The sequence below is a fragment of the Luteolibacter sp. genome, assembly GCF_039920825.1.
Classification (GTDB): Bacteria; Verrucomicrobiota; Verrucomicrobiia; order Verrucomicrobiales; family Akkermansiaceae; genus Luteolibacter.
Genome location: NZ_JBDSCX010000029.1, coordinates 100,126 through 126,038, shown reverse-complemented (window position 1 = coordinate 126,038; position 25,913 = coordinate 100,126). Strand labels below are relative to the sequence as shown.

Below are 25,913 nucleotides of genomic sequence, written 5' to 3'. Positions count from 1 at the left end.
GGGTGCCAAATCGGATGATATGGAATTAACGGCAGAGATGTAATTTCATCGTAAGGATGAGATCGACTCATGCGCCGCTGGAACAAAGCGTGGCGGCATGGAAAAGATCTTCCCGATAGATCCGCGAAAGCGATCCGGCGGTGACATCAGGCAGAATGCCGATGCTGCGCAGTCCGGCGAGAACCCATGAGGCCTTCTCAACAGTGGGACAGTTTACCGAATCGCCGTGGAATACATGGAAAGAGGTGGAACTCGTTGTTCCGATGCCGGTGTTGAAATGGCCGGCCAGACTATTTCTTAGCACCTCCTCGGAAGCACCGGTGTATTCCTTCATGGCAAGGATCGAAATCATCTCATTCTGAAATCCCTGTTCCTGGCACATCTTGCAGGCATCCAAAAGGGCGGCGGCCAATGCGATGGATTCATCCTTCCTCTCGCGCAGGAACCGGCCCGATACAAGCAGCACTTTTTCCGGATGACCGTGTGAAAGGTCGGACGAAACAGCGGGACTCCATCCAGTGCCTGCTAGAATGGACTCGGAATTCCAAGGCTCACCGACACAGTAGCCATCGATATGTCCCGCCTTGAGATGGCGCGGCATGAGCGGGGGAGGCAGGAAAATGATCTCCACATCCGCAGGGGACGACAGTCCGTGACGCCGAAGCCATTGATAGAGTAAAATATGGTGGGATGAAAAGCGATGCGTGGCCGCCATCGTGAATGGCCGGTCCTTCTTCCAGGATTGGGTGAGATAGGAATGAAGGCCTTCACCCTTGCCGATCTCGGAGGGTTTCAAATCACTCGAAAGCGTGATCGCATTCCCGTGCAGATTCAGGATCAGCGGCACCGCCACGTCACAGCGCAACTCGCTGAATCCCATTCCGAGCGCGAAGGCGATTCCGGCGATCGACTGTGCGGCGTCGAGATCACCGTAGAACATCTTGTCCCTAACACTTGCCCAGCCGAGTTCGCGGGAGAGCACGACATTTAGTCCGTAGCGCTCGAAAATCCCCAACTCCTTGGCTACGGCGATGGGAGCGCAATCACTCAAAGGAACGAATCCGAGACGTATTTGGGATTGATTGCCTCGCCGCTGTCCTTGTTCGCTCATCGATCATCCAATAAGCGCGTGGAGTGCCAAAGGTGACAATTTGGCACAAGCACTGCTCATCAAGAATCAACTTTCAATGAGAGTGATTCATTATGGATTGGGTTCCGGATTTGAGACAGCTGAGGGCGTTTGTCGCCGTGGTGGAGGAGGGTAGTTTTACACTGGCCGCCCGCAGAATTTTTGTCACGCAGTCGGCGGTAAGTCATTCGCTCAGAACACTTGAAGAGCAACTTTCGTGCCGCCTTCTGGATCGTACGGGAAAACGCGTGGCGGTCACCGCCGAAGGCGAGCTGCTTCTCAGGAGATGCAAGCGGGTGATTTTCGAACTCGAACAAGCGAGCCGCGATCTCGACGGACTGCGCCGCTGGGGGCAAACCCGCATCCGAATCGGCGCGCCCCACAGCCTTTGTCATTTTTTAATTCCTTCGGTGCTTCGCGAGTTCCGCGACTGCTTTCCACGATGTGAACCCGTGATCGAAGCGGGTGACACGACGGTTTTACTCGACCGGCTCGCCGGCGCGGATCTCGATCTGGTGGTCGGACTGAAGCCTCGTGGAAAAGGTGACGAGGGCTATCGTCCGATGTTCAAGGACCGCCTCGCATTCGTCGTCTCACCGTTTCATCCGTGGGCAGTGGACAGTTCGCGAGTCGTTGATACGATCAACGACCATCAATTCATCATCTATGCCAAAGCGACCGAGACTCATCGGTTGATTGAGGAATGGATCGAACAAAAGGGCGGACGTGGCAAGAAGCCACTTGTTCTGGGAGATATGCAGGCGATCAAGGAAATGGCCAAGCTCGGCATCGGGGTTGGAATTGTCGCGCCATGGGTAGCCTCACGCGAGATTGAGGATGGCAGCCTGAAAGTCGTGAACATCGACGAGCCTGGTATCGAACGCGAGTGGGGTGTCTTCCATTCGCCGAAGCGCGAACCCAGCTTGGTCGAAGAGGCATTCATCGGCCTGTGTGAAATGGCATTTGCCGCGATGCCCACCGTCCTAACGGAATAAGAACGGGCCGTTCCGGAATTCCGAAACGACCCGCCCCTTTGCAACAACTGACGACCAACCGTCAGAATGTATAGTTCAACTCAACCGTGATCCGCTCGGTTGTAGGAACCGCGGCACCCGCGCCACCACCGGTGTAGGCGTCGCCTTCGGATTCGAAGTGAGCGAACGTGGCGATTGCCGTGAAGTTGTCGTCAAACTTCTTGGTGAGCACCGAATCGAATTCCCATCCATATCCAGTGGAGATGGTGTTGTCTCCGAACGCGTGGACGAAGTTCGCCCATTTGATGCCGCAGAAGATCGGCACAGTGTAGCCTGCGTAGAGGTCGGTCAATCCGTTCTGGGCTCCTGAGATCCGGCCACCATCGGTGCCGTCAGCGAGACCGTTGAAGGCGTGAACCGTCGCAAGCGGAGTTTTGAATCCCTGTCCAAGATTTTCCAGTCCGAGGACGACGGTTTGTTTGCCGAAGGTCTTCGTCGCGGTGACATGGGTGTAGTAGGCATCATCGTCGGCAAGCAGTCCGGCCTGGTCCTGATAGGCCACTTCGCCATACAGCGCGATGCCGCCGAGGGTCCCCTTGGCGCTGAGGCCGAAGGTGTTGTTGTCCCAGCCGGGAAGCTCGTCGAAGTTCATCAGATAGACATAGCCGCCTAGCGTCACGCCTTCGATACCGGTATAGGAAGCATTGAACAGATTGACGTTGGCATCGACATATTCAAAATTCTTGGCGGTGGCTTCCGATCCGAAAATCCGGTTCACCTGGCTGATGTAGGCATAGTTGAGAGTCAGCTTGTCGATGGAGGTATTCGCGAGCGAAATCGAGTCGAACGTCTGCTCATTCTGGCGCCAACCCGCGTTTCCAATGAATGCGGCATTGTCATAAATGATACGCTGACGGCCGGCCTTGGCGGTCGTGTCGAATCCGGTGTATTGAAGATAGCCTTGATTGAGTTCGTTGGTTTCCGGATCAGCGATGACGGAATCATTCGGATTGAATGGATCTGCCCCGACGGCCCCGCCGTTGTAGTGATCGACGATTGCCTGGCTGAACTCTCCTTCGATCAAGGCGCTGAAGCCGTTCCATGATTGCGTTTTTAAGCCTACCCGTTCGCGGGTGGTGAAAGCATTGGACTGGTCGAAGCCATCGATATCGGCGAATTCGTAGCGGGCGCGGATATCAATGACAGGCTTGATCCAAGGTTCGGGCTTGGGTGCGATGGTGGTTTCGAGGTCAGGACTTCCCGCGTGGAGAAGGCTGGCGGTTGATAGAAACAAGGCGATTTTTGCTTTCATGGTGATGTGTGTTGAATCGGAGCTCTGTGCTGCTCGCTGATGCAAAACAAAGCGTGTCGCTTGCCAGATATGCCAAACCAACCACCTTCAGGGTGAAGTGTGTTCCATTTCCGCATGAGGGCCAGTCATGGCCGCGGCACCCTCGCTATCACGGCTTGCCCGCTTGGATGAAATCCACGAGATCGGTCCTGCACTTGATAAGGTCCGGTGGATTCAGATAAAACATGTGGCCGCCGTCGAAGAAAGTGCTGGAAATATTCTTCCGGACATCCTCGGGCAGATTGAGCATGTGCCTCACCGAAAAGGCCACCCCGGCGGGAGGTGTCGCGAGGTCCGTGCGGCCCCCCATCACCAGCACCCGCAGATGCGGATTGTCCCGCATCGCACTCGCGAGGCGGTCGCTGAGATTGACGATTTCGTTGTTGGCGTTCCATTGCCATGGCTGGACTTTTCCTGTTAGGATCTCATACGGCTGGTCCTCCTTATATCCAAGATCGCGCCCGAGATAGTCGAGCATGGCGGTGGAGAACGCACCGTAGGCAAGGGAGTAGGAGGGATCGTAATCGGGGAAGGCACCCGCTTTATCGGTCGTACCCCAAGCCACGCGCCCGTCAAAGCGGCCGATGACCTTGCCTTCCTTTCTCAGCAACTCGGCCCGGAAAAATGTCGAATCGAGCCGGAGATCGTGCGCCAACCAGGTGTCCGCATCGATCCCGGTCAAACCGGCCAATTTCGCGGCGACCTTCGTCCGGGTGGCATCATCCAGATCGACGCCCTTGAGCAGTGCGGCGGCGTAGTCACCAAATGCGAAATCTGTGCTTTCCTTGATCAGCTTGTCCCGGTCGCCTTGGATTTTCTTGTGGAAATACGCCACACCAGTGAGCGACGGCAGGTAAACAATATACGCGAGGTCGTTTCCTTGAGCGGGTTGCAGGGTTGCGAAATCGAGGAGCGAGGATAGCAGAACTACGCCGTTCAGGCTCATACCGTAGCGGGACTGCAAATGACTGGAAAGCCCGGCCACCCGGATGCCACCGTAGGATTCGCCCAAGATATATTTCGGCGAAGCCCACCGGTCGTGCTCACTGATCCAGCGGCGGATGAAATCACCGACCGATTCGATGTCGCCATCCACGCCGTGAAAGTCTCCGGGCTTGGCGTCCTTTTCCGCGCGGCTGTAACCGGTCGATACGGGATCCACAAAAACGAGATCGCACACGTCGAGGATGCTCAACGGGTTCTCCGCGACCCGAGCCGGAGGGAAGGGGGCTTGGGTGCCGTCACCGGGCAGCTTCAGGATTTTCGGACCCAAGACACCGATGTGAAGCCAAACCGCGGAAGAGCCGGGACCTCCGTTGAAGGCGAACATCACGGGACGGGTTGAAACATCCTTGGTGTCCGTGCGTTCGTAGCTCACGTGGAAAATCGAGGCCCGGGCCTTGCCGTCGTCCTGCTTGAGCTGGAGCTTGCCGGTGGTGACTTTGTAAGGGATCTTTTTCCCGTCAATCGTAACGCTCGATTCCCGAACCACGGATGCCACGACAACCGGCGGCGTTTCCTTGGGTGCTTCTTCGGCTGGCTTTTCCGGCTCGGCGGCACCGAGGAAGAGCGTATTGAAACCGATAAAGACAGGGACCAAAAATCGTCGCATGGGGCGGATCGTATGGAGCGAATTCGGCTTTGTCGATGGCTGGCGAGTGATCTCGCAATGGAAAATCGAAGCACGGATTTCTACTCGCCCCGCATCGCCTCGATCTTTGACCATTTCCACCAATTCCGGTCGGCCAAAACCTCGCCTGACTTCCTAAACTCAAAACCAGCGCAATACCTCTTCCAGTCGCCCGATTTCGAAGCGGATTTTGCGAGCAGGATGCCTTCCTGAGTTCGACGTTTACCTATTGCCAAGACCAACCATAATCCGCATACCCATCGTTTGTTTTAAATAATCGCTTCCAGCAAAATTTAGCCACCAAACAAAACATTGAGACGTTTGTTTGAATCAAAACTCTTGAGGCGAGGAAAATGTTCGCAGCGCCACGCTCCACATCTTACGCAATCAAGTAGCTATCGTCATTCAAGTCGCCCATATGCAACGGTTGAGCCCGCCGCAGGTCGAAAATATCCGCTTTCAATTCTCCACAATAAAAGGTTGTAACAAGTTGATCTTCAATTGAATCAGCAATCGATTTTAAAGAAGAAAAATGTCGTTGTGGAGCTGCATAATGGTTTTGCGGGAGAGCGCCTGGTCCAAGTCACTCCATGCGAATTTAAATTGCCCTCCATGCCTTGGGTAAGCTTGCCGAACACTTATTGCAACCCTCGGTAAGTGGTGTTTCACGGACAGATTCCAAAGGAGTCCGCGCGAGTAATAGACCCGCCAACTCATCAGCCGTCGTCTAAAATTCGAGACATCCCAATCGGAATAATAGCCGTGGAGTTGATCCTTGTATTTGACCGGGACATTGAGCTCATTCCGCATGAACGTGATATCCCGTTAAATCGCTTTGCGTTGTGCCCAGAGCTGCTCGGCCAGCTTCGAGCAATTCGAATAGCTTTACTGCGGAGGGCTGAAGGAATCTCGTAGATCCGGAAAATCGCCGCGTCTTGCCAACACGATGCGACAAATCCGACATCAACTCCGCAACATCCTCTGAATCCGGTTCATCGCGCGCCATTTTGCGGGAAACCAAGGCGATTTCTCCAGATTGGCCAAGGCTTATCACTTGTTACAATATATGTAATGCGGAATCGCAAAGGGTATCGAAATTTGTTGACGGGTTTTGCTTGATCCCCGCGTTTTTCGTGGTATTTCACGGGTGTCGAAAGCGTTCTTTCAGGTCCGCTCTTAGACTCCGCCGCTGGGAGCCTTCTACCTCCCAGCGGCATTTTTTGTTTTGACGGTCTGGCTCGGTTCGGGCATTCCTTTTCTAACGCAAGTTGCGTTGTCCGTTGTAGAAGACGGGCGGGATGTACAAGTCCCGAAAATGAACCTGAAAGCATGCAATCAGACCTGACAGGCCCCACGGCCATCGTTGATATCCGCGTTTCCTGCGGTCGCCACCTTGGCAATCCGGAGTGATCGAAGCGTCTGGAATTCTGCGTCCCAGCGGTTCCCGGCTTGCCTCGGTGGTCAAGCTGCCTGCTTTCCTCAAACTTTCCGCCGGGGGGCGGATAGTCCCCGCCCGCACCGTTTCTGTCAGTTTCGGCGGGCGTGGGATTCCCCTTTCTCCTTGGGTCACGCTTCGCGCCCATGTGAGCAACAACGCAGCGAGCAAAACACCCGTGACGGCGCCTCAGCGTCCTGAGTGAAACTCCAACTGGGGCACTAACCAAAAAAACAAAGCATGATTGCACAATTCGAAATTCAAGCTCTTAAGCTAGGCCTCGGTAAAAATAAGACCGGGGCTGAAATCACCCTTGCGGACAATGCACGCCCTCAGTGCCTGGTCCCTTTTTCGTATTACATCGGAGACGTTCCAGCGTTTGAGGCGAAAAACGGAAAGGTCCTCGCGGATCTCAAGTTCAAGCTCGTGACGATTGGAATCACTTCGATGTCTGCATCGACGGTCGGCAATTCCATCAAGCTCGAAGGCGATTTTGCCTTGGCTTTTGATAAGGGTGCGAACGTCCCGAAATAAGCCAGCATGGTAAACGGCCTGTCATATCACCTTCTTAAGGTCCAGTTTCAGCTCTACGTCACGTTGACGTTCGGTGGGAACTGGAACGACAAGAAGTCACGTAACAAGACCGAAAGGATCTATTCGTGGCTTCGATTCGTTTACGGGCATCATTGCGATGAACGTACCTTAGAGGGGAAAATCTTCGTCATAGCTGAGGAGCTGGGCGAATTGAACGACAGGTATCACGTCCACCTCTTGCTCGGTTCCCTCCCCAAGACACCAACAAAGGGCGATTGCTTCGCCATGGCGCATTTGTGGAAGGAATCGCTCAAGGGTGGATTCGCTGTTATAAGACCCTATAACCCTTCATTGCGTGGGGTTGGTTATGTTCTCAAGAGTCTGGATCTGGTTGACCTTCGCTCGATTTCTTCGGAGTCGTCCAAGGCACGGGTTCAGACCCTTGCGGGCGTTCATGTCGGCTGCAATACCACTTTCGCGGGCGCTAACGCCTATGAAGTCGGGAAGATCGGCCTGCAATATGAACAGGGTTTGGACGTTACGATCTCGCTCGGGCTGCAAGCGTTGTTGCAGTCAGGGGCCAATTCCCGTCGAGGTTCGGAAAGGTCGAGAGGCTTTTTCGTTAGGCGGTCGAAGAGAAGGCGCGCGCACACTGGTGAAAAACGGGCGAAGTTGTAGCCATACGATTTCTTAAGTTTCATGACAGGGGCCGGGGTGGCCTGTGCTGCATGAGGTTCCGGGGATGTTCGTCCCGCTAGTGAAAGATAGCTCTCAGGGATCCAAGTGCCGTTTGGTTTGGGTCCCGCTGAGGGGGTAGCGCGGGCCGCGAAGCGGCTGCGCTACCCCCTCGGGCGGGCTACTTGAAGAATACTTATGTCCAGATCACTCCTCTAACGAATCAAACCACTCACCAGCCATGGGCAAGCTTCACGATCTCTATCAAAACTTTTTCGGTTCCATCGAATGTCGGGGCTGTGGCGACCAATTGGCGGGCCGTCATATTCACGAGTTTCTGCCGGATGGCTCGGCGATCTGCATCAAGTGTTGGGCTAACGGCGTTGTTGGTTCTGCTTTCGAGGGGGATTTACTCGCGGAAGAATCCGAGGAATTGGAGGAATTGGGGTTCGCCAATCTGGAGGATTACATGAACGGGACGGAAGACGGTTCCAATTGCGTCGAGTGTGGGGCTTTCATGGTAGAGGCAAGCGGCGTTTGTCCTGTTTGTCAGGCGACCAAATCTGTCGATGATGCGGGTGATGGTGCAAAGCCGATCGATTGTCACGTTTGCGGCGATGAGCTTACTGCATTCGAGATCGAGACTCTTTCGTCTGTCGGGTATGCTTGCTGCGCGGAATGCGATCCCCGCGAAGATTACGAGCCTGAAGACGAGGAAAGGCACTGGTAAAAAACTTCCCCTCGTGCCACTTAGTAAGTCAACGCGCTCCTGTGTGGGCGGTCCAAACAAGCACGGTGCGAGGGGTCTAACTTTCAGAAACTACGAAAAATGGATTGGTTAATGTTCACGGCGGCGTTTTGGTCAACGGTTGCACTCTGGTTAGTGCCTCGCGGTTGTGCCGCTGTCTGGAGTGCCATCAAAGCGGTTTCTAGCTGATTTCTGGGGGGCAAAAGACCCCCCGAAACTCCATGTGCGGTCCCCTCGCCTTGGTGCAAATAAAATGGGGAATTTAGAAAGCAAAAAATATGAAAAACATGCTGAATAAGCGTTCCGCCCTCATTCCAATGGTTAGCCTTCTCGGCGCATCCGCTTTGGGCGCGTTCGCCGATGGTAGTGCGGGCGCAACCGCTGTTACCAGTGCCGTTTCCGGTCTTGCTGCGGACGCTGGAACGGGTGTTGGTGCGGGCATCCTGATTGGTGTCGTCGTGTTCGGTGCCCGCGTCGTGTGGCGTGCGGTCAAGAGCATGGCTCACTAATCGAGCTGGCTGCGCCCGTGGTTCGCTGCGGGCGCAGCTTTTACCTTTCGGAATTATGACAGACAATGAGCTTCTAACGTCCTTGGTCGAGCTGGCCGGATATCTGCGGGAAATAGGTTCTGTGTTGGCTGGGTGCCTGCTGGCCTGTGCCTTCGTCTTTGGTTTCGATAAGCTGTTGCCCTGCGTTCTCATGGTCGCGGGCTTTTCTTTTTTTTCTGGTTCGTCTTACGCCGGGAATCTCCCTCAGCCTGTCGGCACTTCGATTCAATACAAGCATCAGAGCGCAAGCGGTTCCATCACCTACAGTCGTCCGCTGATCATCCATAACAGTTCCGGGAAAACCGTTAAAATGCTGAAAGGCGGTGTCACGTATTTTATCAACAACACCGCGGTTCAAACCTTTCCCTCGGATGGCATTGGATTTTGGTCGGGACTGTCGTCAACCTCGGGAGCCGTTGGCGGCTTCGGGACATTGCCGAATATCACCGGCATCACTTATGAAATCCTCGGCACGACTCCCTTGATTACGGGATCGATCACCTGTGAGGGTTTTGATTTCCCGTGGCAAGTGACCTACACGCAACCGCCTTTCGTGATGGATCACCCGTTTGCGCCGGCACAATATGAAATTGACGGTTCGGGAATCGGTCTGGTGACGGACCCGGATAGGCCGCTAGCAGATTTTGACGGTGACGGAATACCTGACCAGACAGACTGGGACGATGACAACGACGGGATTGCGGATTCTAACGATCCTGTTCCCCATAGTCCCCCCGCCCATGACGGGTATGTTCCGATTCCGGATTTGCCGATAGACCCAAACCATGACGACGACGGCGACGGATTCCCGGACAAGTTCGACCCGTCCCCAAACAATCCCTCGCTTCCCGGTGGGACGTATCACCCGCCTGATCCTGATCCTGATCCTGATCCTGATCCTGATCCTGATCCTGATCCTGATCCCGGCACGGGCGGCGGTGTGACTAATAATATCGGCACGCAAAACAACGACAATCGGACGACGAACAACAACACGACGAACAACAATTCTACGACCAATAATAGTTCGACTACTAACAACACTAATACTTTCGGCGTCGGCGGTCCGGGCATGTCTGTGGGGCCTGTATCGACTCCCGGCCAGCAGGGGCCGACTGGCACGGCCATTCCCTCGGCTCCAGTTGGTTCCGATACCATCGGCACGCAAGCGCAGGGACTCGTGGAAACGTTGGACGCCAAGCTTTCCCTGTTTAACCCGTATGACGAACTGCATACGGGCGGCGGTGTGGATTTCAGTTCCTTTGTCGTCCAGCTTCCCGGTCGGACTGTCACGGTCAACCTGCCGCTTGATAACGAGGCCTTGCCTTGGTTTCGCGGGGCCTGTCTCTTCGCGCTGTACTGGCAATATTCGATGTTCATCCTACGAACCCTGAAAGTCTGAAATTATGGAACAAATGTGGAGTTGGTTCGCGGGCACGTTTGGCCCTGTTTTGCGGGAATTGTTCGCGGACCTGATCGGCACGGTTGTTAGCTGGTTCTCGGCGGTTTGGACGCTTTTGTTATCGGTCGTAGTGGTGATTTGGAGCGTTGTTGCCTTTATTCTTTGGGGTATTGTAAAGATTAAGGTTCTCATATTGAGCATGCCGCTTGCGGCTCTTTCCCCCATAAAACCTGCGGCAAGCATGATTCATTTTTATGTTTTCATCAATCGCTTCGCCCCGTTGGATGAGGCTTTTGCGGGCGTTGGTATTTGTTTCAGTGTTTGGCTAACGGTGACTTTGATTCGGTGGATCAAGGGCTTCATCCCCTTCATTTCAAACTAATGATTTCGTTAGTTACTGGCACGCTGCGGAGTGGCAAAACCCTTTACACGGTCGGGCGGATTGTTGATCACTTGGCCAAGGGCGGGATTCTTTATACGAATATTGACCTTGAACCTGAAATCATTGCCAAGGTGATTCGGAAGCGCTTCCGGCGCATCATGCAGCCCGATCAAATCCGTTTTGTCGATTTGGCCGGGGATAAGTCCTGGCATCAGCGGATAGACGTTTGGGGCGTGCCCGGCGAGCATATCCTTGCCTGCTTCGATGAGATCCACTTGTTTTTCAATGCTCGGGATTGGATGAAAACGCAGGCGCTCCATGCCGACATGCTTTCGTTCATTTCGCAGTCGGGAAAAGCGGGCATCGATATCATATTTATTGCGCAAGTCGCTTCGACGTTGGAAGCGCAGTTTCGGAAACAGTGCGAGTGGGAGTTCATCTGCAGAAACATGCGGGACGTTAGAATCCCCATCCTTGGCACGTTGCCAATCAATCGGATGCTTTTGATTCAAAAGCACAACCAATCTGAAGCGGTGGTTGATAGGGGTTTGGTCCGCTATGATCGCGGGCTTTTCGGTTGTTACAAAACGTTGTCGTTTCTCGATACTCAAATGCGGGAGGCTGAGAAAAACACTCCCCGCGTCGGGTTCCGCAAACTCAAGCGTGCGCCGTTGATCTCCAAGCAGGGATTGGCGTCCCTCTTGGTAACTTTGTTAGGCGCGTTGATTTATTGGAAAATTCACAAATGAGACTCTTTCTGACATTGTTGGTCATTCTTGGATTGCTCGCGTTCTTCGCCCGTTCTTGTTCGGATCGTCTGACGGGTGGCCCGTCGATTAGGAAATCCGAAACGGTAAAGCCACAAGCGGGGCCGTCGTCTCCCGTTGCGGTTAGTAATGGCGTCGTAGCTGTCCCCGGTGCCGTTCCTCCCCCTGCTGTGGTTCCGGGGTTTCCCCCGGTCGAGGCTGCACCTGCCGTGCCTCTCGTTCCAGTTCCTCCTGTGATTCCTCCCCTGGTGGTGATCGCCTCCGGCATTTACGAATTCAAGCATCGGGAACCGCCCGAGTTTAGTTCCATGCCTGCCCTGCAATCGCTCGGTGCGCAAGTGATCAGCGATAAGGCGACTCGATGCGTTTTCGTTCGTGCTCCGCAGGATGCTCTTGGAATGATTCTGTCCTTCCTTGAGTCGATTGACTTGGTAGGGGGTAGCTGTGCTGTCCAGACATGGGCTGTCTATGTCGATCGCTCGGCAACCAAGGGCTTCGATCTGGTCGCGGCTCTGAATGCCGTTGTCCCGTCTGTGGCGGGCGTTTCGCTCGGGAATGGCGCGTTTACCATGAATGCCACCTCGGGCGATATCGCGGCGGCTCTCAACGTGATTGCGGACGGTTCTAGCGTGGAAGTGTTGCAACGTCCACATGTGAGGCTCGCGCATGGTGTCATTTCCCGTATCGAGTCCACGCAAGAGGTTCCCATTCCTCAAACCACGTTGTCTAACGGAATCGCCCAAACCTCCATTGAATATCGCAAGGTCGGGTTGCAATTGCAGGTAACCCCGTATTTCATGAGCAACAATCAGGTGCGGTTGGAAGTCCAGCAAACCAACGGGCTGATCGGCAACACGGTGGAAATCGAAGGAAATCAGATTCCTGTTATTCAGTCTCAGAGCGTGCAAACCACTGCCGAAATGACCGTAGGGCAAACGATCGTCCTCGGCGGTGTTAGCACGCAACGATCCAAGGTTGTGCGGGGGCTTCTCCGGCATGTCACGGAAATCACGGAGGGCGCTTTGTATGTCATCCTGTCTACGTATGAGGACATTCCAAAGGCGGTCCCTGTCGGTTCTCCATTGGTTGAGGCTCCGGACGGCTTCCCGGTTCCTCTAACAACGCCTCGGCAGAACCCAGCGGATTGGATCGACGGCCAGCTATTGCCCGTGAAGGGCTGGCAAGAGGAAGAGCGGCATTTCATCCGTTCGCACGGTTACAAGTAATCTAACACTACGCGATCGCGTGGTCTAACATCCTCTAACGGTTCTTGTGTTTCATCATATGAATCATATGATGCTCATGTAATCGAATTACCGATTGCCGGGTGTAGAAGCCCGCAAGACCTGAAAGCAAAATGACATACTTAGTCCCGACTGTCGGGCAGCTCACGGCGTGGGTTGCAAAACCGAATGAATCCGTTGAACGAGGAACTCTCTATCTTGAAGCTGAACGGTTGAATATCGTTGTTCAGGATTGCCGTGTGGATTTCATCCAACTGAAATCAGACAATGAAGGCGTAAGGGTGATTCTTCGCGGCCTGACAGGCTTCCCCTTCACGGTTTATATATCGGACGTGGTTCCCGGCCTGTTCTTTGATCCCTTCGATGACGAAAGTTTTCCAATCTCTAACGAAGAGGGTGCGCTGTGAAATTGTCCCCTTTAATGGCAGATATTTCGAAGCTGGTTCCCTTGGCTCTCGATGAAATGGTCGGGGATATTCGGGCAGCTTCGAAACTTGGAGAGTTTGACGCTCTCAACGCGGTTTTCAAACAGCTCTGGAAGTTGCAGGATGAGTTGACGCGTCTCGAATCTTTCGTGGAAAGGGCTGAGGCTTGAACGATCATCCAAAGCAATACCTCGTTCATGTGCCGGAGTCGGATCGTGAGGCCGTGGCTGGGTTTCTGGCGCTCTTTCCCGGTGTAACGCCGGGAAAGATCATGTTGGCTCTGATATTCGATTCAAAGCTGCTCCAGGTTCGGAATGCGTTGGCGAAACGTAGCCGGCTAAAAGGAGGTTCGGATGAAAAGGAAAAGTAAGGGCGCATTCATGCGCTGGTGGATGTCGGCCTATGTCGATTCGTTCAATCCCGGCGAGTGGAAACGCACGACGCAAGACACTTTTGGATTCTTCGAAACTGGCGGGCAAACCGAATTTGATTTCTGAGCTATCATGAAAAAGCATGAGTCGGCCGACAAGCCCCCCGTTCCTAGTGACTGCAGGGCGCGCAAGGAAAGCTACCGTGACAGACGAAAGGCTGAGGGCCTGATTCAAGTCTCGGCGTGGATTCCGGCAGGGTGCGTGCCTGACTTCTACATCATTGCGGCTCGGCTCCGGGATGATCGGTCGCTAGGATTCGGGCCGCTTCGAGATGTTCCCACAGGTCAACTCCGAAAATACTGCTAGACTAACCGTATTCAGGCGTGCTAGAACCCGCCATGACGGATAGCACCAAACTCACAATTATTGCGGTCGGCACTTCGCTTACTGGCCTTCTTGCTTTGATTGCCCTTTTGGGAATGTTTTTGTTTTGGACTGTAATGTTTGCCGCTCTTAGCGGCCTTTTTGGCGAAAAATCATCGTCATCAGCATCAAGTGGTTCTTCATGGTCGTCGCCCTCTGGAACTTTCGCCCCGGCGTCTTCGATGTCTGGAAATCAAGGCCAGTCTCTAGGGGTTCCAACATCTGCGGCGGACATGTCCAGGGAGGCCGAGGAAATTCGTCGGCAGCTTAATCAGAAAGCGCACAAATGAAGGTCCACCTTTCTTCATCTTCTCCCCGCACCGCAGGTCAGAAACCCAAAGGGCGGAGGTGACAAGCCCCCGGTATTCCCGGGCTTGGCATCCTCTGACCAGACTGATTGTAAAACGGTCGGACCGGGGCGAGAAGTCAGGGCGCGTGACAAAATGGGCGGAATGGTTCGCGGATCGCAGGAGAATTGATCCCCTGCCCTTTCGGGTTGCTCGTGGCAGTTTACCCCATTTTGGCGCGTGAACTGCCGCCACGGGCTCGCCGAGAGCGAAGGACTGGTCTTTGAGCCGCAGGCGATCCTTTGAATGAACCTAAAAAACCGTAGGCGATTCTCAAAGAAAGACACTTGGCCATGCGGCCATGAGCTTCGGAGGACTGGGAAACGGCTTTCAGAGTCTTCCCTTCATCGAAACCCGACGATTCCGCAGGAATCCGAAGCACGACGTAAACAAATCTTCTCGAAGGAAAACCCCGATCAGCGACACGAATTTACTCCGGTATTTCCGGTGGAAATTCTGCGCCGGGGTTTGTCCTGCGAGTCTTCTTTCCCGGAAGGGGCTTCTTCGGAAATGCAATGAACTACGCGATAATTAGCTTCTCTGTGGCGTTAGAAATCGGTTAAAGTTTGGCGAATGAAGGAACGAAAAAGCACGGATAAGGAACTGAGATTGTTGGCTGCTTGGAATTTGTTCCTCGAAAAGGAAAACGGTTGTATTCCTTCGACTTTGGCGGCTCTGACCCTGCGGATGACGACGAGCGGTGTTTACAATGCAGCACAGCGTGGGTATCTCGTTTTTTTCCAAGTGGGTCGTGATCGCTGGTATGGGATGAAGTCCGTTTTGCAGTATAAGCATTCGGTCAGTCGTCGGTTCCCCTCGAATCGGGTTCAGCCTGCAAAAAAACCGCAGAATTTTTTCCCTGACTTGGAAGCTGAAAACTGATGAAATTTTCCCGCTGCAGTCCGTTTCTGCTAGCGGAAACTTCGCGATTTTGCTCCAGGTTTCCCCTTCCCCGCTCAAAATAGTCTCCTGCGTAACTCGTTGATTTTTAGACTATATGTAATGCGGAGTCTAAAGGTAGTGGGTCAGTTTGAAAATCTCCCCTATGGACAGGACTTGGCCCAACTGAGGACTGAGTCTTTGGTTTGTGGCGAGGCCGTGACGGGCGTTGCTCTGATCCGCTTCCATCTTGCAGGGAGATATTGTTGCTGCTTGAGTCGTCCGCATGCTCCGGAAGGTCCTCGTATTGTTGTTGATTGTCGGTTTGGGATTTCTGGCGCTCCGTTTTCTCCCGAAGTCTCTGGCGGAACGCCTAGGAAAACTGATCGGCCACAAGTCGACCGAATCGGCTGAAAAGCCCGTTCCTCAACCCGCTCCCGAACCTGTTTCCGCTTCGGCGGCGGTCAAGGCGGATTTCCCTTCGGCATTTCCCCCTCCTCCGGAAGCCGGCAAGACTCCTTCCCATCCGAAGTGGGACCCAGCCAAAGAAAAGCTTCCGCCGGGCATGTCGGGTGGAAAATAGGAAAAACTCCCCTGCCTGCCAAATCCCCGTGTTTGCATCCCAAGCGGACGCATCTGAAAAACCCACGAGAATTAAGCCGCTAAAAGGCGAAAAACGGGCGCAAAAAAATCAGATGCCTGACTAGACTCTTGGACGGAACTGTTCGGCCCGGCTCCTACTGGACAGCTTTGAGGCCGAGTAACCCCTTCTCATTTTGCGAGTTTTGCGCGTCTTTACGGCTGAAAATCACCCAATGATTCTGGCACCAGTCTTTTAGGTTTTCCGTGCTTGGAATTCGATCAATGTCCGGTGATTTTCGCCACCGTAGCAGCGTCCACATTGAACGTTTCCGTGCCGAACGGCTTCGGAGTTTCACCTTCGGCGACTTGATATTGGTAGACTTTGAGCGGCTCGACACCAGCGGCTTCAGCTCTCAAATAAACGCGGATCGTCAGGGCTTCCTTGCCGGTCCCGCCTTCGAGTTTTTTGATGGAATATTGGATTTCGTTCGGGCCGTCCAAGGCACCACCGATCACCACCTCCGCGTCCTTCATGTTGACGAAGCGATGCTGGCTGATCTTGTTGATCTGAACCTTCACTTCGCGCCCGGGGCCGAAGACGTAAACCTTGGCGACGTATTTGGCGGGATGCGCGGCGAGCGGCGTTGGCGGAACCTGACCGGAGGGCTGGGCTTCGGGAGTTTCCTTGAGGTATTTGATATCTCCTGCGGCCAGTTCCTTTTTGACCTCGGGAAGCCCGACGAGATTGACGAAATCGGCACGGTCGTAGAGCCAGCCGCCACTGCCTTTGATGAATGACAGGACGAGAAGGTTGTCGGACGGCTCGGCCACCCCGAAATTGACCTTGCCGTAATAGGATACCTTGGCGGTTGCGCCGTTCTGTTTGGCTTCGAGGAACTTAAGTCCCTGAAGGGCCGGCGGTGCCGCGGGAAGATTGAAAACGGTTGCGGGAAACGGCTGTTTTTCCGAGATGATGCGGTTCTTGATTTCCATCTTGCGATGCTCCGCCGTGACGCGTTGCCACAGGGCCGCATCGTGCCGGATCATCGATTCCCGCCAGGCGTTGTAGGTGGTTTCGAGCGACGGACGCAGATTCTCCTGAGCGACTGCTAGAGAGGCCGCAAGCAGGAAAAATGCAAAAATTAGTCGATTCATCGGCGAAACGATTGGACAAGATGGCCCTTCCCACAACAAACAAATTGCAGGCCGATTCGTTTGAGCGCGGCAGGGATTCAGCTATGAGCAGTATTTTGCAGAAAGTGGCGCCGATCGGCGAGGCGCGCGATCGGGAGATTTTGAAAGACGCGGCGACCTACGTTTACGAACAACGTCCGGAAGGCGACGTGCTCGCGCATTTGTTTTTTCCGGAGAAGCAGACGACCGAGCCACGCCCGGTCATTTTGTTTTTCCACGGCGGTTTCTGGGATTCACCCACGCCGACTCAGTTTGTTCCCCACTGCCTGCATTTCGCGGGACGCGGTGCGGTGGCGGTGGCCGCGGAAACCCGGACATTGGCAAGACACGGCACCGGTCCGTTGGAAGCCATCGAGGATGCCAGGGATCTGATCCGCTGGCTTCGCCACAACGCCGACACTTTCAATCTGGATCCTAACAAGATCACTGTCGGTGGTGCCGGAGGCGGTGCCTTCCTCGCCTTGTTGGCAACGATGCCGAAGGCGAAGGATCTGCCACCGGTGGACGGTTTCGATTGCTTTCCACAGGCGTTGGTGTTGTTCAGCACACTGATCAACACCGCGACCAAAGGCGCGGCGGCGGATCGGTTTCCCGATTTCAAAACCGCCAAGCGCCTCAGCCCTACGAATCTCATCCGCCGCAAGTTGCCGCCGATGCTGTTCTTCCACGGAAAGGCCGATCGGATCACGCCGTTCGAGGAGGTCGAGAAATTCCGCCGCCGCATGCGTTGGCGTGGGAATTCTTGCGAGATCATCGATTTCGTCCGGGCGGACCACAGCTTTTTCAATTTCAACGTCAGCCACAAGAACTTCGAGCAGACCATCGCGACGGCCGATAAATTTCTCGTGGACCGCGGATTGCTGCCTCCCGACGTGAGCAGTGATATTGACTGATCCACAGGCACTCGCCTAAAATTGTTAGGTATTGGAATGGAGGAACTTTCCTCGCTTCCGGAGCCCGATCAGGCATAATTCCTGCTTGGCAGTCCGCGCGGCCTGTCGTTTATTCCGCCGCCCTTTCCAGACTGAAATCCTGGTCTGGATTTTCCCGACTTTCCGATGAATCCGTTCTACCACTCCAGCACCCCTCTCGTCCCCGGTTCGTTGCACCGGCTTTCCCAAGAACACGACAACTGCGGCATGGGTGCCATCGCCCATTTGAAGGGTGAACGGAGTTTCAAAGTGCTCGATTACGCGCTGACTTCCGTCTGCTGCATGACCCACCGCGGAGCCGTCGATGCGGACATGAAAACTGGCGACGGCTCGGGTGTCCTGACGCAGATCCCCTACCCGTTGTTTCGCAAGGCGGCGGCGAAGCTCGGGCACACAGTTGAAAATGATGCGGATCTCGCGGTCGCGGTATTCTTTTTTCCGAGCGCGGAAAGCACCGCAAAAATCAAGGCCATCGCCAGCGAAGTGACGGCGAAGCGTGGCATTCCGCAAATCGGCTGGCGCGACGTGCCGGTGGATATGGATGCCTTGGGAAAAATCGCCCTCGCCTCCCTTCCGAAGATCGAGCACCTGCTGATGACGCGTCCCGACGGAATGGAGTCCGAGCAATTCGAGCGGATGCTCTATCTCTGCCGTCGCGAAATCGAACATCGCACCAAGGAAATCCAGGGCTTCTACATGCCGACGTTTTCCAGCCGCCTGATTTCCTACAAGGCCCTCGCCATGCCGGCGGCGCTGCGCGCGTTCTATCTGGACTTCGCTGATCCCGACTATCAGGTCGCCATCGCGCTCTATCATCAACGGTTCTCGACCAACACCTTCCCCGCCTGGCCGCTCGGCCAGCCGTTCCGGATGATGTGCCACAACGGCGAAATCAACACCGTCGAAGGCAATCGCAACTGGATGACCTCGCGTGAGGAATTCTTCGCCTCGCCCGTCTGGGGCGATGACATCGAGCTGGTGAAAAACCTGATCCGCCACGGCGAGTCGGACTCCGCATCGCTCGACCATGCGCTGGAGTTGCTCATTCTATCAGGCCGCTCGCCGGAGCACGCGATGTGCATGCTGGTTCCGCCGGCCTATCGGAACGATGCGGACATTTCTGACGAACTCCGCGCGTTCTATCAATTCATCCGCTCGTTCTCCGAGCCATGGGACGGCCCGGCGGGCCTCGTTTTCACCGATGGCACCAAGCTCTGCGCCTCACTCGACCGCAACGGCCTGCGCCCTTCCCGTTATAAAATCACCGAGGACGGGATCCTCTACATCGGCTCGGAAGCAGGGGCGGTGATCCTCGACGACGCAACCATCATCCGCAAAGGGCGGCTCGGGCCCGGCCAGATGATTTCCGCGAATACCGCGACCGGAGAGTTTAAATACGACAAGGAAATCAAGGACGAGCTTTCCAAACAAAAGCCCTACCGCCGCTGGATCGACGAGCAGCAGTTGGAGCTCCGCAAATTCGTTTCTCCCGACGCCCACATTCCGGAAATCGATTTCGCACCGCTCGAGCTTTCGCGCCAGCAAGTCACCCATGGGATTTCGTTAGAGGAACTCGACATGGTTTTCCCGCCGATGCTCAAGGGAGCTCAGGAAGCCGTTTTCTCGATGGGTGACGATATCCCGCTGGCGGTTTTGTCGAACCAGCCGCGCCTGCTTTACACCTATTTCAAGCAGCTTTTCGCCCAGGTGACCAACCCGCCGATCGACCCGATCCGCGAGTGGGCCGTTATGTCGCTCGGGGCCGGACTCGGCTCGGAGCGGAATCTGTTGGATGAGACACCGGAGCATTGCAACACCGTCAGTCTCGACAGCGCGATCCTCTTCGAGCACCAGTTGGAGAAAATCAAGCACCTCGACGAGCAGGGCTTCCCCTCGTTCGTTCTCGACTGCACCTGGCCCGCCGCCAGCGGTGCCGCCGGGATGAAGGCTCGCCTCGACGAACTCTGCGCCGAGGTCGAAAACAACATCCTCGCCGACCGGAACATCCTCATCCTCTCCGACCGCGCCACCTCGGCCGAACGCATCCCGATCCCGATGCTGCTCGCCATCGGCACGATCCACCACCACCTCACCCGCATTCGCAAGCGGATGCGGGCCTCCATCGTCGTGGAATCCGGCGAGGTCCGCGACGTCCATCAGATCGCCTGCTGCTTCGGTTTCGGAGCCACCGCCATCTGTCCCTATCTCGGCTACGCGTCCGTCCGCCAGCTCGTCGCCGCCGATGCGGGCAAGGGCAAACTCGACATCACCGCGCAGAAGGCGATGACGAATTACCGCAAGGCGCTCGAAAAAGGCATTCTCAAGATCATGTCGAAAATGGGCATCTCGGTGCTCAATTCCTACCAAGGTGCCCAGACCTTCGAGGCCATCGGCGTGGGTCGTGATGTCGTCGATTTCTCGTTTACCGGCGTCCCCTCGAAAATCGGCGGAGTCGGCTTTATCGAAATCGCGGAAGAGTCCATCATTCGTCATAAATCAGCATTTGAAACAGTTGTTCCAGAGAGTAGGATTCTCGACCTTGGCGACCCTGGCTACAACCGCTACCGCAAGGCTGGTGAGCGCCACGTTTACACCACGGAAGTCATCAAAAATTTCCACACCTACGTGAAATCCGGCAAAGCCGAGGATTACGAGGAATATGTGCGTGTCGCATTGGAAACCAATCCTGTAGCTATTAAAGATCTGATCGAATTCGTGCCTGCGGCAAGCGGTCCGATTCCGATCGAAGAAGTCGAGCCGATGGAGGCGATTCGCAAGCGTTTCACCACCGCCGCGATGTCGCTGGGAGCACTTTCTCCCGAGGCCCACGAGACGCTCGCCATCGCCATGAACCGCATCGGCGGCAAGTCAGACTCCGGCGAGGGCGGCGAGGATCCGGTGCGTTACAAGCCGTATCCAAATGGCGATTTTGCCCGTTCTTACATCAAGCAGGTGGCGTCCGGTCGCTTCGGAGTTTCAGCCTACTACTTGGTCAATGCCGACGAGTTGGAAATTAAAATGGCGCAGGGAGCCAAGCCCGGCGAGGGTGGTCAGCTTCCCGGCCACAAGGTGAATGCGCTCATCGCCCGGTTGCGGAACACCCAGCCCGGCGTGCAGCTCATTTCCCCGCCGCCGCACCACGACATTTACTCGATCGAGGACTTGGCCCAGCTCATTCACGACCTGAAGGAAGTGAATCCACGGGCACGGATCACCGTGAAACTCGTCTCCGAATCCGGTGTCGGCACGGTGGCCTCCGGTTGCGCCAAGGCCTCCGCCGACAACATCCTCATTTCCGGCCACGACGGCGGCACCGGGGCATCCCCCCTTTCCTCCACCAAACACGCAGGCTCGCCGTGGGAACTCGGCCTCGCCGAAGCCCAGCAAACATTGCTCATCAACAATCTCCGCGACCGCGTCGTTCTTCGCACCGACGGCGGCATCCGCAATGGACGCGATGTGGTCATCGCCGCCATCCTCGGAGCCGAGCAATTCAACTTCGGCACCACTGCCATGATCGCCATGGGCTGCGTTTACGTCCGCAAATGTCACTTGAACACCTGCCCGGTCGGCATCGCCACCACCGATCCGAAATTCCGCGCAAAATTCAAAGGCACGCCGGAAATGGTGATCAACTATTTCACCGCCGTCGCCGAGGAAGCCCGCCGTTACATGGCGAAAATCGGCGTCCGCACGCTGAACGAACTCATCGGCCGCCCGGAATTCCTCAAGCAGCGCCACATCCCGGACCACCCGAAGGCAAACACGCTCGACCTCTCCGCCTTACTCAAGGATGTCGTCCCCACCCTCGCCAACCATTCCGGAAAACCCGCCGATTCCATTTCCCGGATCTGCGCGAAGGAGCGTAATGACGGCCTCACCAAGCCCGAGCTCGACCTTCAAATCGTTGCTGATCTGGTTGCCAAGATCACCGGTTCGCCCTGCCCGGATTTTGCCGAATATGGCGCGAACTCCGTCCCGCCCGAGATCTTGGACGCGATCAAATTACTGCCAGATCGTCCGCCCATCGCGCTCGAATACGACGTCATCAACACCAACCGCAACATCGGCACCCGTCTCTCCGGGCGCATCGCAGAGATCCACGGTGACCGCAAGCTTGCGCCCGGTTCCATCCACATTACCTGCCGTGGCAGCGCCGGACAATCGTTTGGCACCTTCCTCGTGGCCGGCGTGAAATTGGAACTCATCGGCGAGGCGAACGACTACGTAGGCAAGGGCATGGCCGCCGGAGAAATCGTCATCCGCGTTTCTCCCGAAGCGAAATTTGAAGCCGCCACCAACACGATCTGCGGCAATACCTGCCTCTACGGCGCCACCGGCGGCTCGCTCTTCGCCACGGGCCGCGCGGGCGAGCGTTTCGCCGTTAGAAACTCAGGAGCCACCACCGTCGTCGAAGGAGTCGGCGACCACGGCTGCGAATACATGACCAACGGCAGCGTCGCCATTCTCGGCAAGACCGGGAAAAACTTTGGCGCGGGCATGTCCGGCGGCACGGCCTACGTTTATGACGTGGATGGGAAATTCTACTCGCGCGTGAACTCGGAAATGGTCGTTGCTCTGCCCGTTAGGCGCCCGCAGGATATTTCCGAGATTCGGAAGCTCATCGAACTCCATCTCGAAAAAACCGGCAGCAAGCAGGCGGAAAAACTCCTGTCCAACTGGGAGGAAACCACCCGCAAGCTCGTCCGCGTCATCGCCAAGGAACGCGCCGAACTCGAAGCCGCCGAAGAGAAACACGAAGCGGCTTCCACTCCTGTTGGGGCGCAATAGCAGGACATTCCGGATTCATCGTTTGGCGAACGAATCCAGCAATTCCTGTGCTTCAAACTTCGGTGTGGAACAGCTTCTTGCCGTGCAGAAAAATGCGGCCGCTTTTCCGATCTCCGGATAGATGGAATCGCCACCTCCAGCCACCCACTCGATGACCTTATAGGACGAGGGGTGCTTCTGTGCCGCTTCGAAAAGGAACCGCGCCGCGGGATCATTCCTTTTCCCGACGATGGCAATGTGAATTGGCTCACCAGCCAGTTCCTCATCCGCCAGCAGTAATCCCCCGGTGAACGAATAGATGGAATCCGCCACTTCATCGGTCGCGAGGTAGCGCATCGCGTGTTTCGCGGCCGTTGCGAATTGTTCATCACCGGTTGTTTTACCTAACAAATTCAGCCAACGCGCGGTCTGGATGTTCTCATCCCGATCCGTGACCGGCGGCGGTGCGTCGTCGAATGCCACGCCTGCCAGAAATCCCGCACCACGGGACTCCTCACGTTTGAATTTTCCAATGGCGAAATTCGCACAAGCGGCCGATCGATCCAGCCATTGCCTGTCCGCCGTCGCCTGATAGATCGCCAGCATCGCCCGTCCCATGTAAACCTGATCCGCGAGGAACGGCCCGTGAGAGTCCTTGGCATCATGTGAGAATCCGCCTCCGGCGAGCGACCTGTTTGCGATGATCCATTGCGCGGCTTTCTCCGCATTTTCGAGATACGATGTCTTCGCCGTGGTTTGATAAAGCGTCACCAGCGTGTTGATCGCCATACCGTTCTCGCGCGAGTAAATGTGGTTGTCCACCCGCGGCATCCCGATGGCGCGGCGCTCCTTGTCGGATTTTCCGAAGTATTCCGCCGAATGCTCGCCGCGCACTACATCGGCATCCTGGCTGGTGTAATACGCTCCTTCCGGCGAACGCAGGAAATCGTTCAAGTAGCCGGCGACCTTTTCCGCCGCCACCATGTCGGCGGGGCGCTTCCACGCCTGATAGGAAAGCGCGTAAGCCCGCGCGATCTCGGTCTGATACTCCATGATTTTCTCGAAATGCGGATGCACCCAATCGCCGTCGGTCGAATATTGATAGACTCCTCCCCACTCAGGGTCGATCAATCCGGTTCCCGCAGTCAGCGTGTCTTCCGCCATTTTCCTCGTCGTCGCATAGCCCTCCTGATCGAAACGGATACAATACTCGATATTCCCCCACGGCACGAATTTACTATCAGTCCCCCATCCCTTGGCGGATTTGTCATAATGGTTGCGAAGCTTATCCAACAGCTTTGCTTTTTGTTCCGCAGTCAACACTCCGTCAGTCGAAGCCTTGCCTGAGCTGGGAAGATTTATTCCCTGCTGGCCGTTCGCATCGGCAAGGAAATCGAGGAATTCCTTTTTCGTCTGAAAACCGCTGGCGATGGCGCGTTCCTTCATGGTCACCGGATCGAGAACCACCAATGCGGGCCAGCCATAATCCTCATAGCGCCGGGCTAGATCCGGACGCGAATCTGAGTCGATTTTCACGCTGATGAACCCGTCGCGCAACGCGGCCCGCACTTCGGGATCCGAGTAGGTTTTCGCATCCATCACATGGCACCAGTGGCACCACACCGCTTCCAGATCGAGAAATACCAGCTTCTTCCCTGCCTGCGCGTCCGGGAACGTGGCGGCGTCGAAATTCCGCCATGCGATCCCCTCGCCTGCGAACGCGACGGCGCAGGACATCCCGATCCACGGTAACATGAACTTCATCATGAATTATTTATCGCATGCCGCGGTCGAGTCCGCAGCGAATTCCCGCGTTCATTCCGCAATAGATCTATTTCATCCCATCGAGCTCCGCCAGAAATCAAGACGCTCCCTGATGCGTTTTTCCATCCCCTGGTCGCCCGGCTGATAGTAGATCTTCCCCTCCGGCAGATAGGCCTGCGGAATGTAGGCGCCCTCGTAATCGTGGGCATACAGGTATTTCATCGACTCCTCGGATTCACCCGATGCCGCGGCAAGTTTCTTGCGGGTGTTCGTCCGCAAGTGCACCGGCACGGCAAGCGTTCTGCCGCTCTCGACATCGTTCATCGCCTTGCCCAGCGCGGCATAGGCCGTATTGGATTTCGGAGCCGTCGCCAGATAGACCGTCGCGTGGGCCAGCGGAATCCGACCTTCCGGCATCCCAACGAATTCGAAAGCGTGATGGGCGTCGAGCGCCACCCGCAGCGCGTTGGAGTCCGCCAGACCGATGTCTTCCGATGCGGAAATCACCAACCGCCGCGAGATGAACCTCGGATCCTCTCCAGCGTGCAGCATTTTCGCCAACCAATAGAGCGCGGCATCCGGATCCGACCCGCGGATCGATTTGATGAACGCGGAAATCGTGTCGTGGTGCGCATCGCCGTGGGAATCGTAAACCACCGCCTTGCGCTGGATTGATTCCTCCGCGACTGCCAGTGTCAGGTGGACGGAGCCATCGGCGGAGGGTGTGGTTAGCACGGCAAGTTCGAGCGCGCTCAGCGCCTTCCTAACATCACCGTCCGATTTCTCCGAAAGATGCCGAAGCGCTTCCGGATCGGCGGTCACCTGGTGTTTGCCCAATCCCCGTTCGTCGTCTGTCAGTGCGCGTTCGAGGACTCCGATGATGTCCTCCACCGGCACCGGCTCCAGTTGGAAAATCTGCGATCGCGAGACGAGTGGAGAGTTGACGTGAAAGTAAGGATTGTGCGTCGTCGCTCCGATGAACCGGACGACGCCCCGCTCGATGTGCGGCAGCAGCACGTCCTGCTGGGCTTTGTTGAAACGGTGGATCTCGTCGATGAAAAGAATCGTCGTTTCACCCCGAAGGTCACGCCAGGTCCTCGCTTGATCGATCTTCGCGCGGATTTCCGCCACGTTCGATTCCACACCGTTCAGCGACTCGAAGCGCGAACCCGTCGTCCGAGCAATCACGCTGGCCAAGGTGGTTTTCCCGGTTCCCGGCGGACCGTAGAAAATCAGCGAAGTGAATCGGTCGGATTCGATCGCTCGCCGTAACAGTTTCCCTTCCGCTAGAATGTGTTGCTGTCCCGCTACTTCATCCAGCGAGCGCGGCCGCATGCGCGCGGCCAGCGGTTCGGCAGGGTTCGGTTTGCCCGGCAAGGCGGCGGGAGTGGTAAAAAGGTCGGACAC

General features: G+C 55.8%; 22 protein-coding genes. 15 read left to right on the top strand and 7 right to left on the bottom strand.

The annotated features are described in order from the left end of the window. Nucleotides 1-67: 67 nt before the first annotated feature. Nucleotides 68-1,111 carry an ABC transporter substrate-binding protein gene (locus ABIQ96_RS07985; protein ID WP_348214046.1) on the bottom strand — a complete coding sequence of 348 codons (1,044 nt, stop codon included), beginning with the start codon at nucleotides 1,109-1,111 and terminating at the stop codon, nucleotides 68-70. A gap of 92 nt (nucleotides 1,112-1,203) precedes the next feature. Here ABIQ96_RS07985 and ABIQ96_RS07980 point away from each other — a divergent pair, with 92 nt between their 5' ends. Next, complete coding sequence (locus ABIQ96_RS07980; protein WP_348214045.1) at nucleotides 1,204-2,124, top strand: LysR family transcriptional regulator; 921 nt, start codon at nucleotides 1,204-1,206, stop codon at nucleotides 2,122-2,124. A gap of 61 nt (nucleotides 2,125-2,185) precedes the next feature. Here the strand turns inward: ABIQ96_RS07980 and ABIQ96_RS07975 are convergent, their stop codons facing one another. After that, nucleotides 2,186-3,415: a hypothetical protein gene (locus ABIQ96_RS07975; protein WP_348214044.1), complete on the bottom strand. Its 1,230-nt coding sequence runs from the start codon at nucleotides 3,413-3,415 to the stop codon at nucleotides 2,186-2,188. A gap of 148 nt (nucleotides 3,416-3,563) precedes the next feature. Beyond that, nucleotides 3,564-5,066, bottom strand: a complete 1,503-nt coding sequence (locus tag ABIQ96_RS07970; RefSeq protein ID WP_348214043.1) for a peptidase S10 — start codon at nucleotides 5,064-5,066, stop codon at nucleotides 3,564-3,566. A gap of 1,693 nt (nucleotides 5,067-6,759) precedes the next feature. Here ABIQ96_RS07970 and ABIQ96_RS07965 point away from each other — a divergent pair. From ABIQ96_RS07965 to ABIQ96_RS07940, 6 genes are all read left to right on the top strand, one after another. Then, the gene (locus ABIQ96_RS07965; RefSeq protein ID WP_348214042.1) at nucleotides 6,760-7,053 is read left to right on the top strand and encodes a hypothetical protein; all 294 of its coding nucleotides are present in this window, start codon (nucleotides 6,760-6,762) and stop codon (nucleotides 7,051-7,053) included. 6 nt (nucleotides 7,054-7,059) lie between these two features. Then, nucleotides 7,060-7,731, top strand: coding sequence for a hypothetical protein (locus ABIQ96_RS07960; protein WP_348214041.1), 672 nt, complete (start codon nucleotides 7,060-7,062; stop codon nucleotides 7,729-7,731). A 238-nt stretch (nucleotides 7,732-7,969) separates the two neighbouring features. After that, nucleotides 7,970-8,458: a hypothetical protein gene (locus ABIQ96_RS07955; RefSeq protein WP_348214040.1), complete on the top strand. Its 489-nt coding sequence runs from the start codon at nucleotides 7,970-7,972 to the stop codon at nucleotides 8,456-8,458. Nucleotides 8,459-8,793: 335 nt separating this feature from the next. After that, nucleotides 8,794-8,985, top strand: coding sequence for a hypothetical protein (locus tag ABIQ96_RS07950; RefSeq protein ID WP_348214039.1), 192 nt, complete (start codon nucleotides 8,794-8,796; stop codon nucleotides 8,983-8,985). 82 nt (nucleotides 8,986-9,067) lie between these two features. After that, the gene (locus ABIQ96_RS07945; RefSeq protein ID WP_348214038.1) at nucleotides 9,068-10,426 is read left to right on the top strand and encodes a hypothetical protein; all 1,359 of its coding nucleotides are present in this window, start codon (nucleotides 9,068-9,070) and stop codon (nucleotides 10,424-10,426) included. A gap of 4 nt (nucleotides 10,427-10,430) precedes the next feature. After that, nucleotides 10,431-10,808: a hypothetical protein gene (locus ABIQ96_RS07940; RefSeq protein WP_348214037.1), complete on the top strand. Its 378-nt coding sequence runs from the start codon at nucleotides 10,431-10,433 to the stop codon at nucleotides 10,806-10,808. 8 nt (nucleotides 10,809-10,816) lie between these two features. Here ABIQ96_RS07940 and ABIQ96_RS07935 read toward each other — a convergent pair whose 3' ends face one another. Then, nucleotides 10,817-11,419 (bottom strand): hypothetical protein, encoded by a 603-nt coding sequence (locus tag ABIQ96_RS07935; protein WP_348214036.1) that lies wholly within the window; start codon nucleotides 11,417-11,419, stop codon nucleotides 10,817-10,819. Nucleotides 11,420-11,553: 134 nt separating this feature from the next. On the opposite strand from ABIQ96_RS07935, the gene ABIQ96_RS07930 reads away from it, so the two are divergent. The 6 genes from ABIQ96_RS07930 to ABIQ96_RS07905 all read left to right on the top strand — a co-directional run bounded on the left by ABIQ96_RS07930 (nucleotide 11,554) and on the right by ABIQ96_RS07905 (nucleotide 15,847). Continuing rightward, nucleotides 11,554-12,801: a hypothetical protein gene (locus ABIQ96_RS07930; protein ID WP_348214035.1), complete on the top strand. Its 1,248-nt coding sequence runs from the start codon at nucleotides 11,554-11,556 to the stop codon at nucleotides 12,799-12,801. 131 nt (nucleotides 12,802-12,932) lie between these two features. After that, nucleotides 12,933-13,226 carry a hypothetical protein gene (locus tag ABIQ96_RS07925; RefSeq protein ID WP_348214034.1) on the top strand — a complete coding sequence of 98 codons (294 nt, stop codon included), beginning with the start codon at nucleotides 12,933-12,935 and terminating at the stop codon, nucleotides 13,224-13,226. Between the two features lie 371 nt (nucleotides 13,227-13,597). Continuing rightward, nucleotides 13,598-13,741 carry a hypothetical protein gene (locus tag ABIQ96_RS07920; RefSeq protein ID WP_348214033.1) on the top strand — a complete coding sequence of 48 codons (144 nt, stop codon included), beginning with the start codon at nucleotides 13,598-13,600 and terminating at the stop codon, nucleotides 13,739-13,741. Nucleotides 13,742-14,013: 272 nt separating this feature from the next. After that, the gene (locus tag ABIQ96_RS07915) at nucleotides 14,014-14,328 is read left to right on the top strand and encodes a hypothetical protein (RefSeq protein ID WP_348214032.1); all 315 of its coding nucleotides are present in this window, start codon (nucleotides 14,014-14,016) and stop codon (nucleotides 14,326-14,328) included. Nucleotides 14,329-14,958: 630 nt separating this feature from the next. Beyond that, nucleotides 14,959-15,267: a hypothetical protein gene (locus tag ABIQ96_RS07910; RefSeq protein ID WP_348214031.1), complete on the top strand. Its 309-nt coding sequence runs from the start codon at nucleotides 14,959-14,961 to the stop codon at nucleotides 15,265-15,267. A 283-nt stretch (nucleotides 15,268-15,550) separates the two neighbouring features. Beyond that, the gene (locus tag ABIQ96_RS07905) at nucleotides 15,551-15,847 is read left to right on the top strand and encodes a hypothetical protein (protein WP_348214030.1); all 297 of its coding nucleotides are present in this window, start codon (nucleotides 15,551-15,553) and stop codon (nucleotides 15,845-15,847) included. A 278-nt stretch (nucleotides 15,848-16,125) separates the two neighbouring features. On the opposite strand, the gene ABIQ96_RS07900 is transcribed toward ABIQ96_RS07905, so the two are convergent. Next, nucleotides 16,126-17,001, bottom strand: coding sequence for a hypothetical protein (locus tag ABIQ96_RS07900; RefSeq protein ID WP_348214029.1), 876 nt, complete (start codon nucleotides 16,999-17,001; stop codon nucleotides 16,126-16,128). A gap of 83 nt (nucleotides 17,002-17,084) precedes the next feature. On the opposite strand from ABIQ96_RS07900, the gene ABIQ96_RS07895 reads away from it, so the two are divergent. Next, on the top strand, nucleotides 17,085-17,933 hold the full coding sequence (locus ABIQ96_RS07895) for an alpha/beta hydrolase (RefSeq protein WP_348214028.1): 849 nt from the start codon (nucleotides 17,085-17,087) through the stop codon (nucleotides 17,931-17,933). Nucleotides 17,934-18,098: 165 nt separating this feature from the next. Beyond that, the gene (gene gltB, locus ABIQ96_RS07890; protein ID WP_348214027.1) at nucleotides 18,099-22,763 is read left to right on the top strand and encodes a glutamate synthase large subunit; all 4,665 of its coding nucleotides are present in this window, start codon (nucleotides 18,099-18,101) and stop codon (nucleotides 22,761-22,763) included. A 15-nt stretch (nucleotides 22,764-22,778) separates the two neighbouring features. Here gltB and ABIQ96_RS07885 read toward each other — a convergent pair whose 3' ends face one another. Together ABIQ96_RS07885 and ABIQ96_RS07880 are read right to left on the bottom strand one after the other, a co-directional pair. Further along, the gene (locus ABIQ96_RS07885) at nucleotides 22,779-24,497 is read right to left on the bottom strand and encodes a DUF255 domain-containing protein (RefSeq protein WP_348214026.1); all 1,719 of its coding nucleotides are present in this window, start codon (nucleotides 24,495-24,497) and stop codon (nucleotides 22,779-22,781) included. A gap of 81 nt (nucleotides 24,498-24,578) precedes the next feature. Continuing rightward, nucleotides 24,579-25,913 carry a replication-associated recombination protein A gene (locus ABIQ96_RS07880; RefSeq protein WP_348214025.1) on the bottom strand — a complete coding sequence of 445 codons (1,335 nt, stop codon included), beginning with the start codon at nucleotides 25,911-25,913 and terminating at the stop codon, nucleotides 24,579-24,581.

What these genes read in the sequence shown, in the direction of transcription:
- ABIQ96_RS07950 (WP_348214039.1), top strand. Translation starts at nt 8,794, where the DNA reads ATGGTTAGCCTTCTCGGCGCATCCGCTTTGGGCGCGTTCGCCGATGGT.
- ABIQ96_RS07895 (WP_348214028.1), top strand. Translation starts at nt 17,085, where the DNA reads ATGAGCAGTATTTTGCAGAAAGTGGCGCCGATCGGCGAGGCGCGCGAT.
- ABIQ96_RS07985 (WP_348214046.1), bottom strand. Translation starts at nt 1,111, where the DNA reads ATGAGCGAACAAGGACAGCGGCGAGGCAATCAATCCCAAATACGTCTC.
- ABIQ96_RS07980 (WP_348214045.1), top strand. Translation starts at nt 1,204, where the DNA reads ATGGATTGGGTTCCGGATTTGAGACAGCTGAGGGCGTTTGTCGCCGTG.
- ABIQ96_RS07910 (WP_348214031.1), top strand. Translation starts at nt 14,959, where the DNA reads ATGAAGGAACGAAAAAGCACGGATAAGGAACTGAGATTGTTGGCTGCT.
- ABIQ96_RS07905 (WP_348214030.1), top strand. Translation starts at nt 15,551, where the DNA reads ATGCTCCGGAAGGTCCTCGTATTGTTGTTGATTGTCGGTTTGGGATTT.
- ABIQ96_RS07940 (WP_348214037.1), top strand. Translation starts at nt 10,431, where the DNA reads ATGGAACAAATGTGGAGTTGGTTCGCGGGCACGTTTGGCCCTGTTTTG.
- ABIQ96_RS07955 (WP_348214040.1), top strand. Translation starts at nt 7,970, where the DNA reads ATGGGCAAGCTTCACGATCTCTATCAAAACTTTTTCGGTTCCATCGAA.
- ABIQ96_RS07920 (WP_348214033.1), top strand. Translation starts at nt 13,598, where the DNA reads ATGAAAAGGAAAAGTAAGGGCGCATTCATGCGCTGGTGGATGTCGGCC.
- ABIQ96_RS07965 (WP_348214042.1), top strand. Translation starts at nt 6,760, where the DNA reads ATGATTGCACAATTCGAAATTCAAGCTCTTAAGCTAGGCCTCGGTAAA.
- ABIQ96_RS07885 (WP_348214026.1), bottom strand. Translation starts at nt 24,497, where the DNA reads ATGTTACCGTGGATCGGGATGTCCTGCGCCGTCGCGTTCGCAGGCGAG.
- ABIQ96_RS07960 (WP_348214041.1), top strand. Translation starts at nt 7,060, where the DNA reads ATGGTAAACGGCCTGTCATATCACCTTCTTAAGGTCCAGTTTCAGCTC.
- ABIQ96_RS07900 (WP_348214029.1), bottom strand. Translation starts at nt 17,001, where the DNA reads ATGAATCGACTAATTTTTGCATTTTTCCTGCTTGCGGCCTCTCTAGCA.
- ABIQ96_RS07915 (WP_348214032.1), top strand. Translation starts at nt 14,014, where the DNA reads ATGACGGATAGCACCAAACTCACAATTATTGCGGTCGGCACTTCGCTT.
- ABIQ96_RS07975 (WP_348214044.1), bottom strand. Translation starts at nt 3,415, where the DNA reads ATGAAAGCAAAAATCGCCTTGTTTCTATCAACCGCCAGCCTTCTCCAC.
- ABIQ96_RS07925 (WP_348214034.1), top strand. Translation starts at nt 12,933, where the DNA reads ATGACATACTTAGTCCCGACTGTCGGGCAGCTCACGGCGTGGGTTGCA.
- ABIQ96_RS07970 (WP_348214043.1), bottom strand. Translation starts at nt 5,066, where the DNA reads ATGCGACGATTTTTGGTCCCTGTCTTTATCGGTTTCAATACGCTCTTC.
- gltB (WP_348214027.1), top strand. Translation starts at nt 18,099, where the DNA reads ATGAATCCGTTCTACCACTCCAGCACCCCTCTCGTCCCCGGTTCGTTG.
- ABIQ96_RS07930 (WP_348214035.1), top strand. Translation starts at nt 11,554, where the DNA reads ATGAGACTCTTTCTGACATTGTTGGTCATTCTTGGATTGCTCGCGTTC.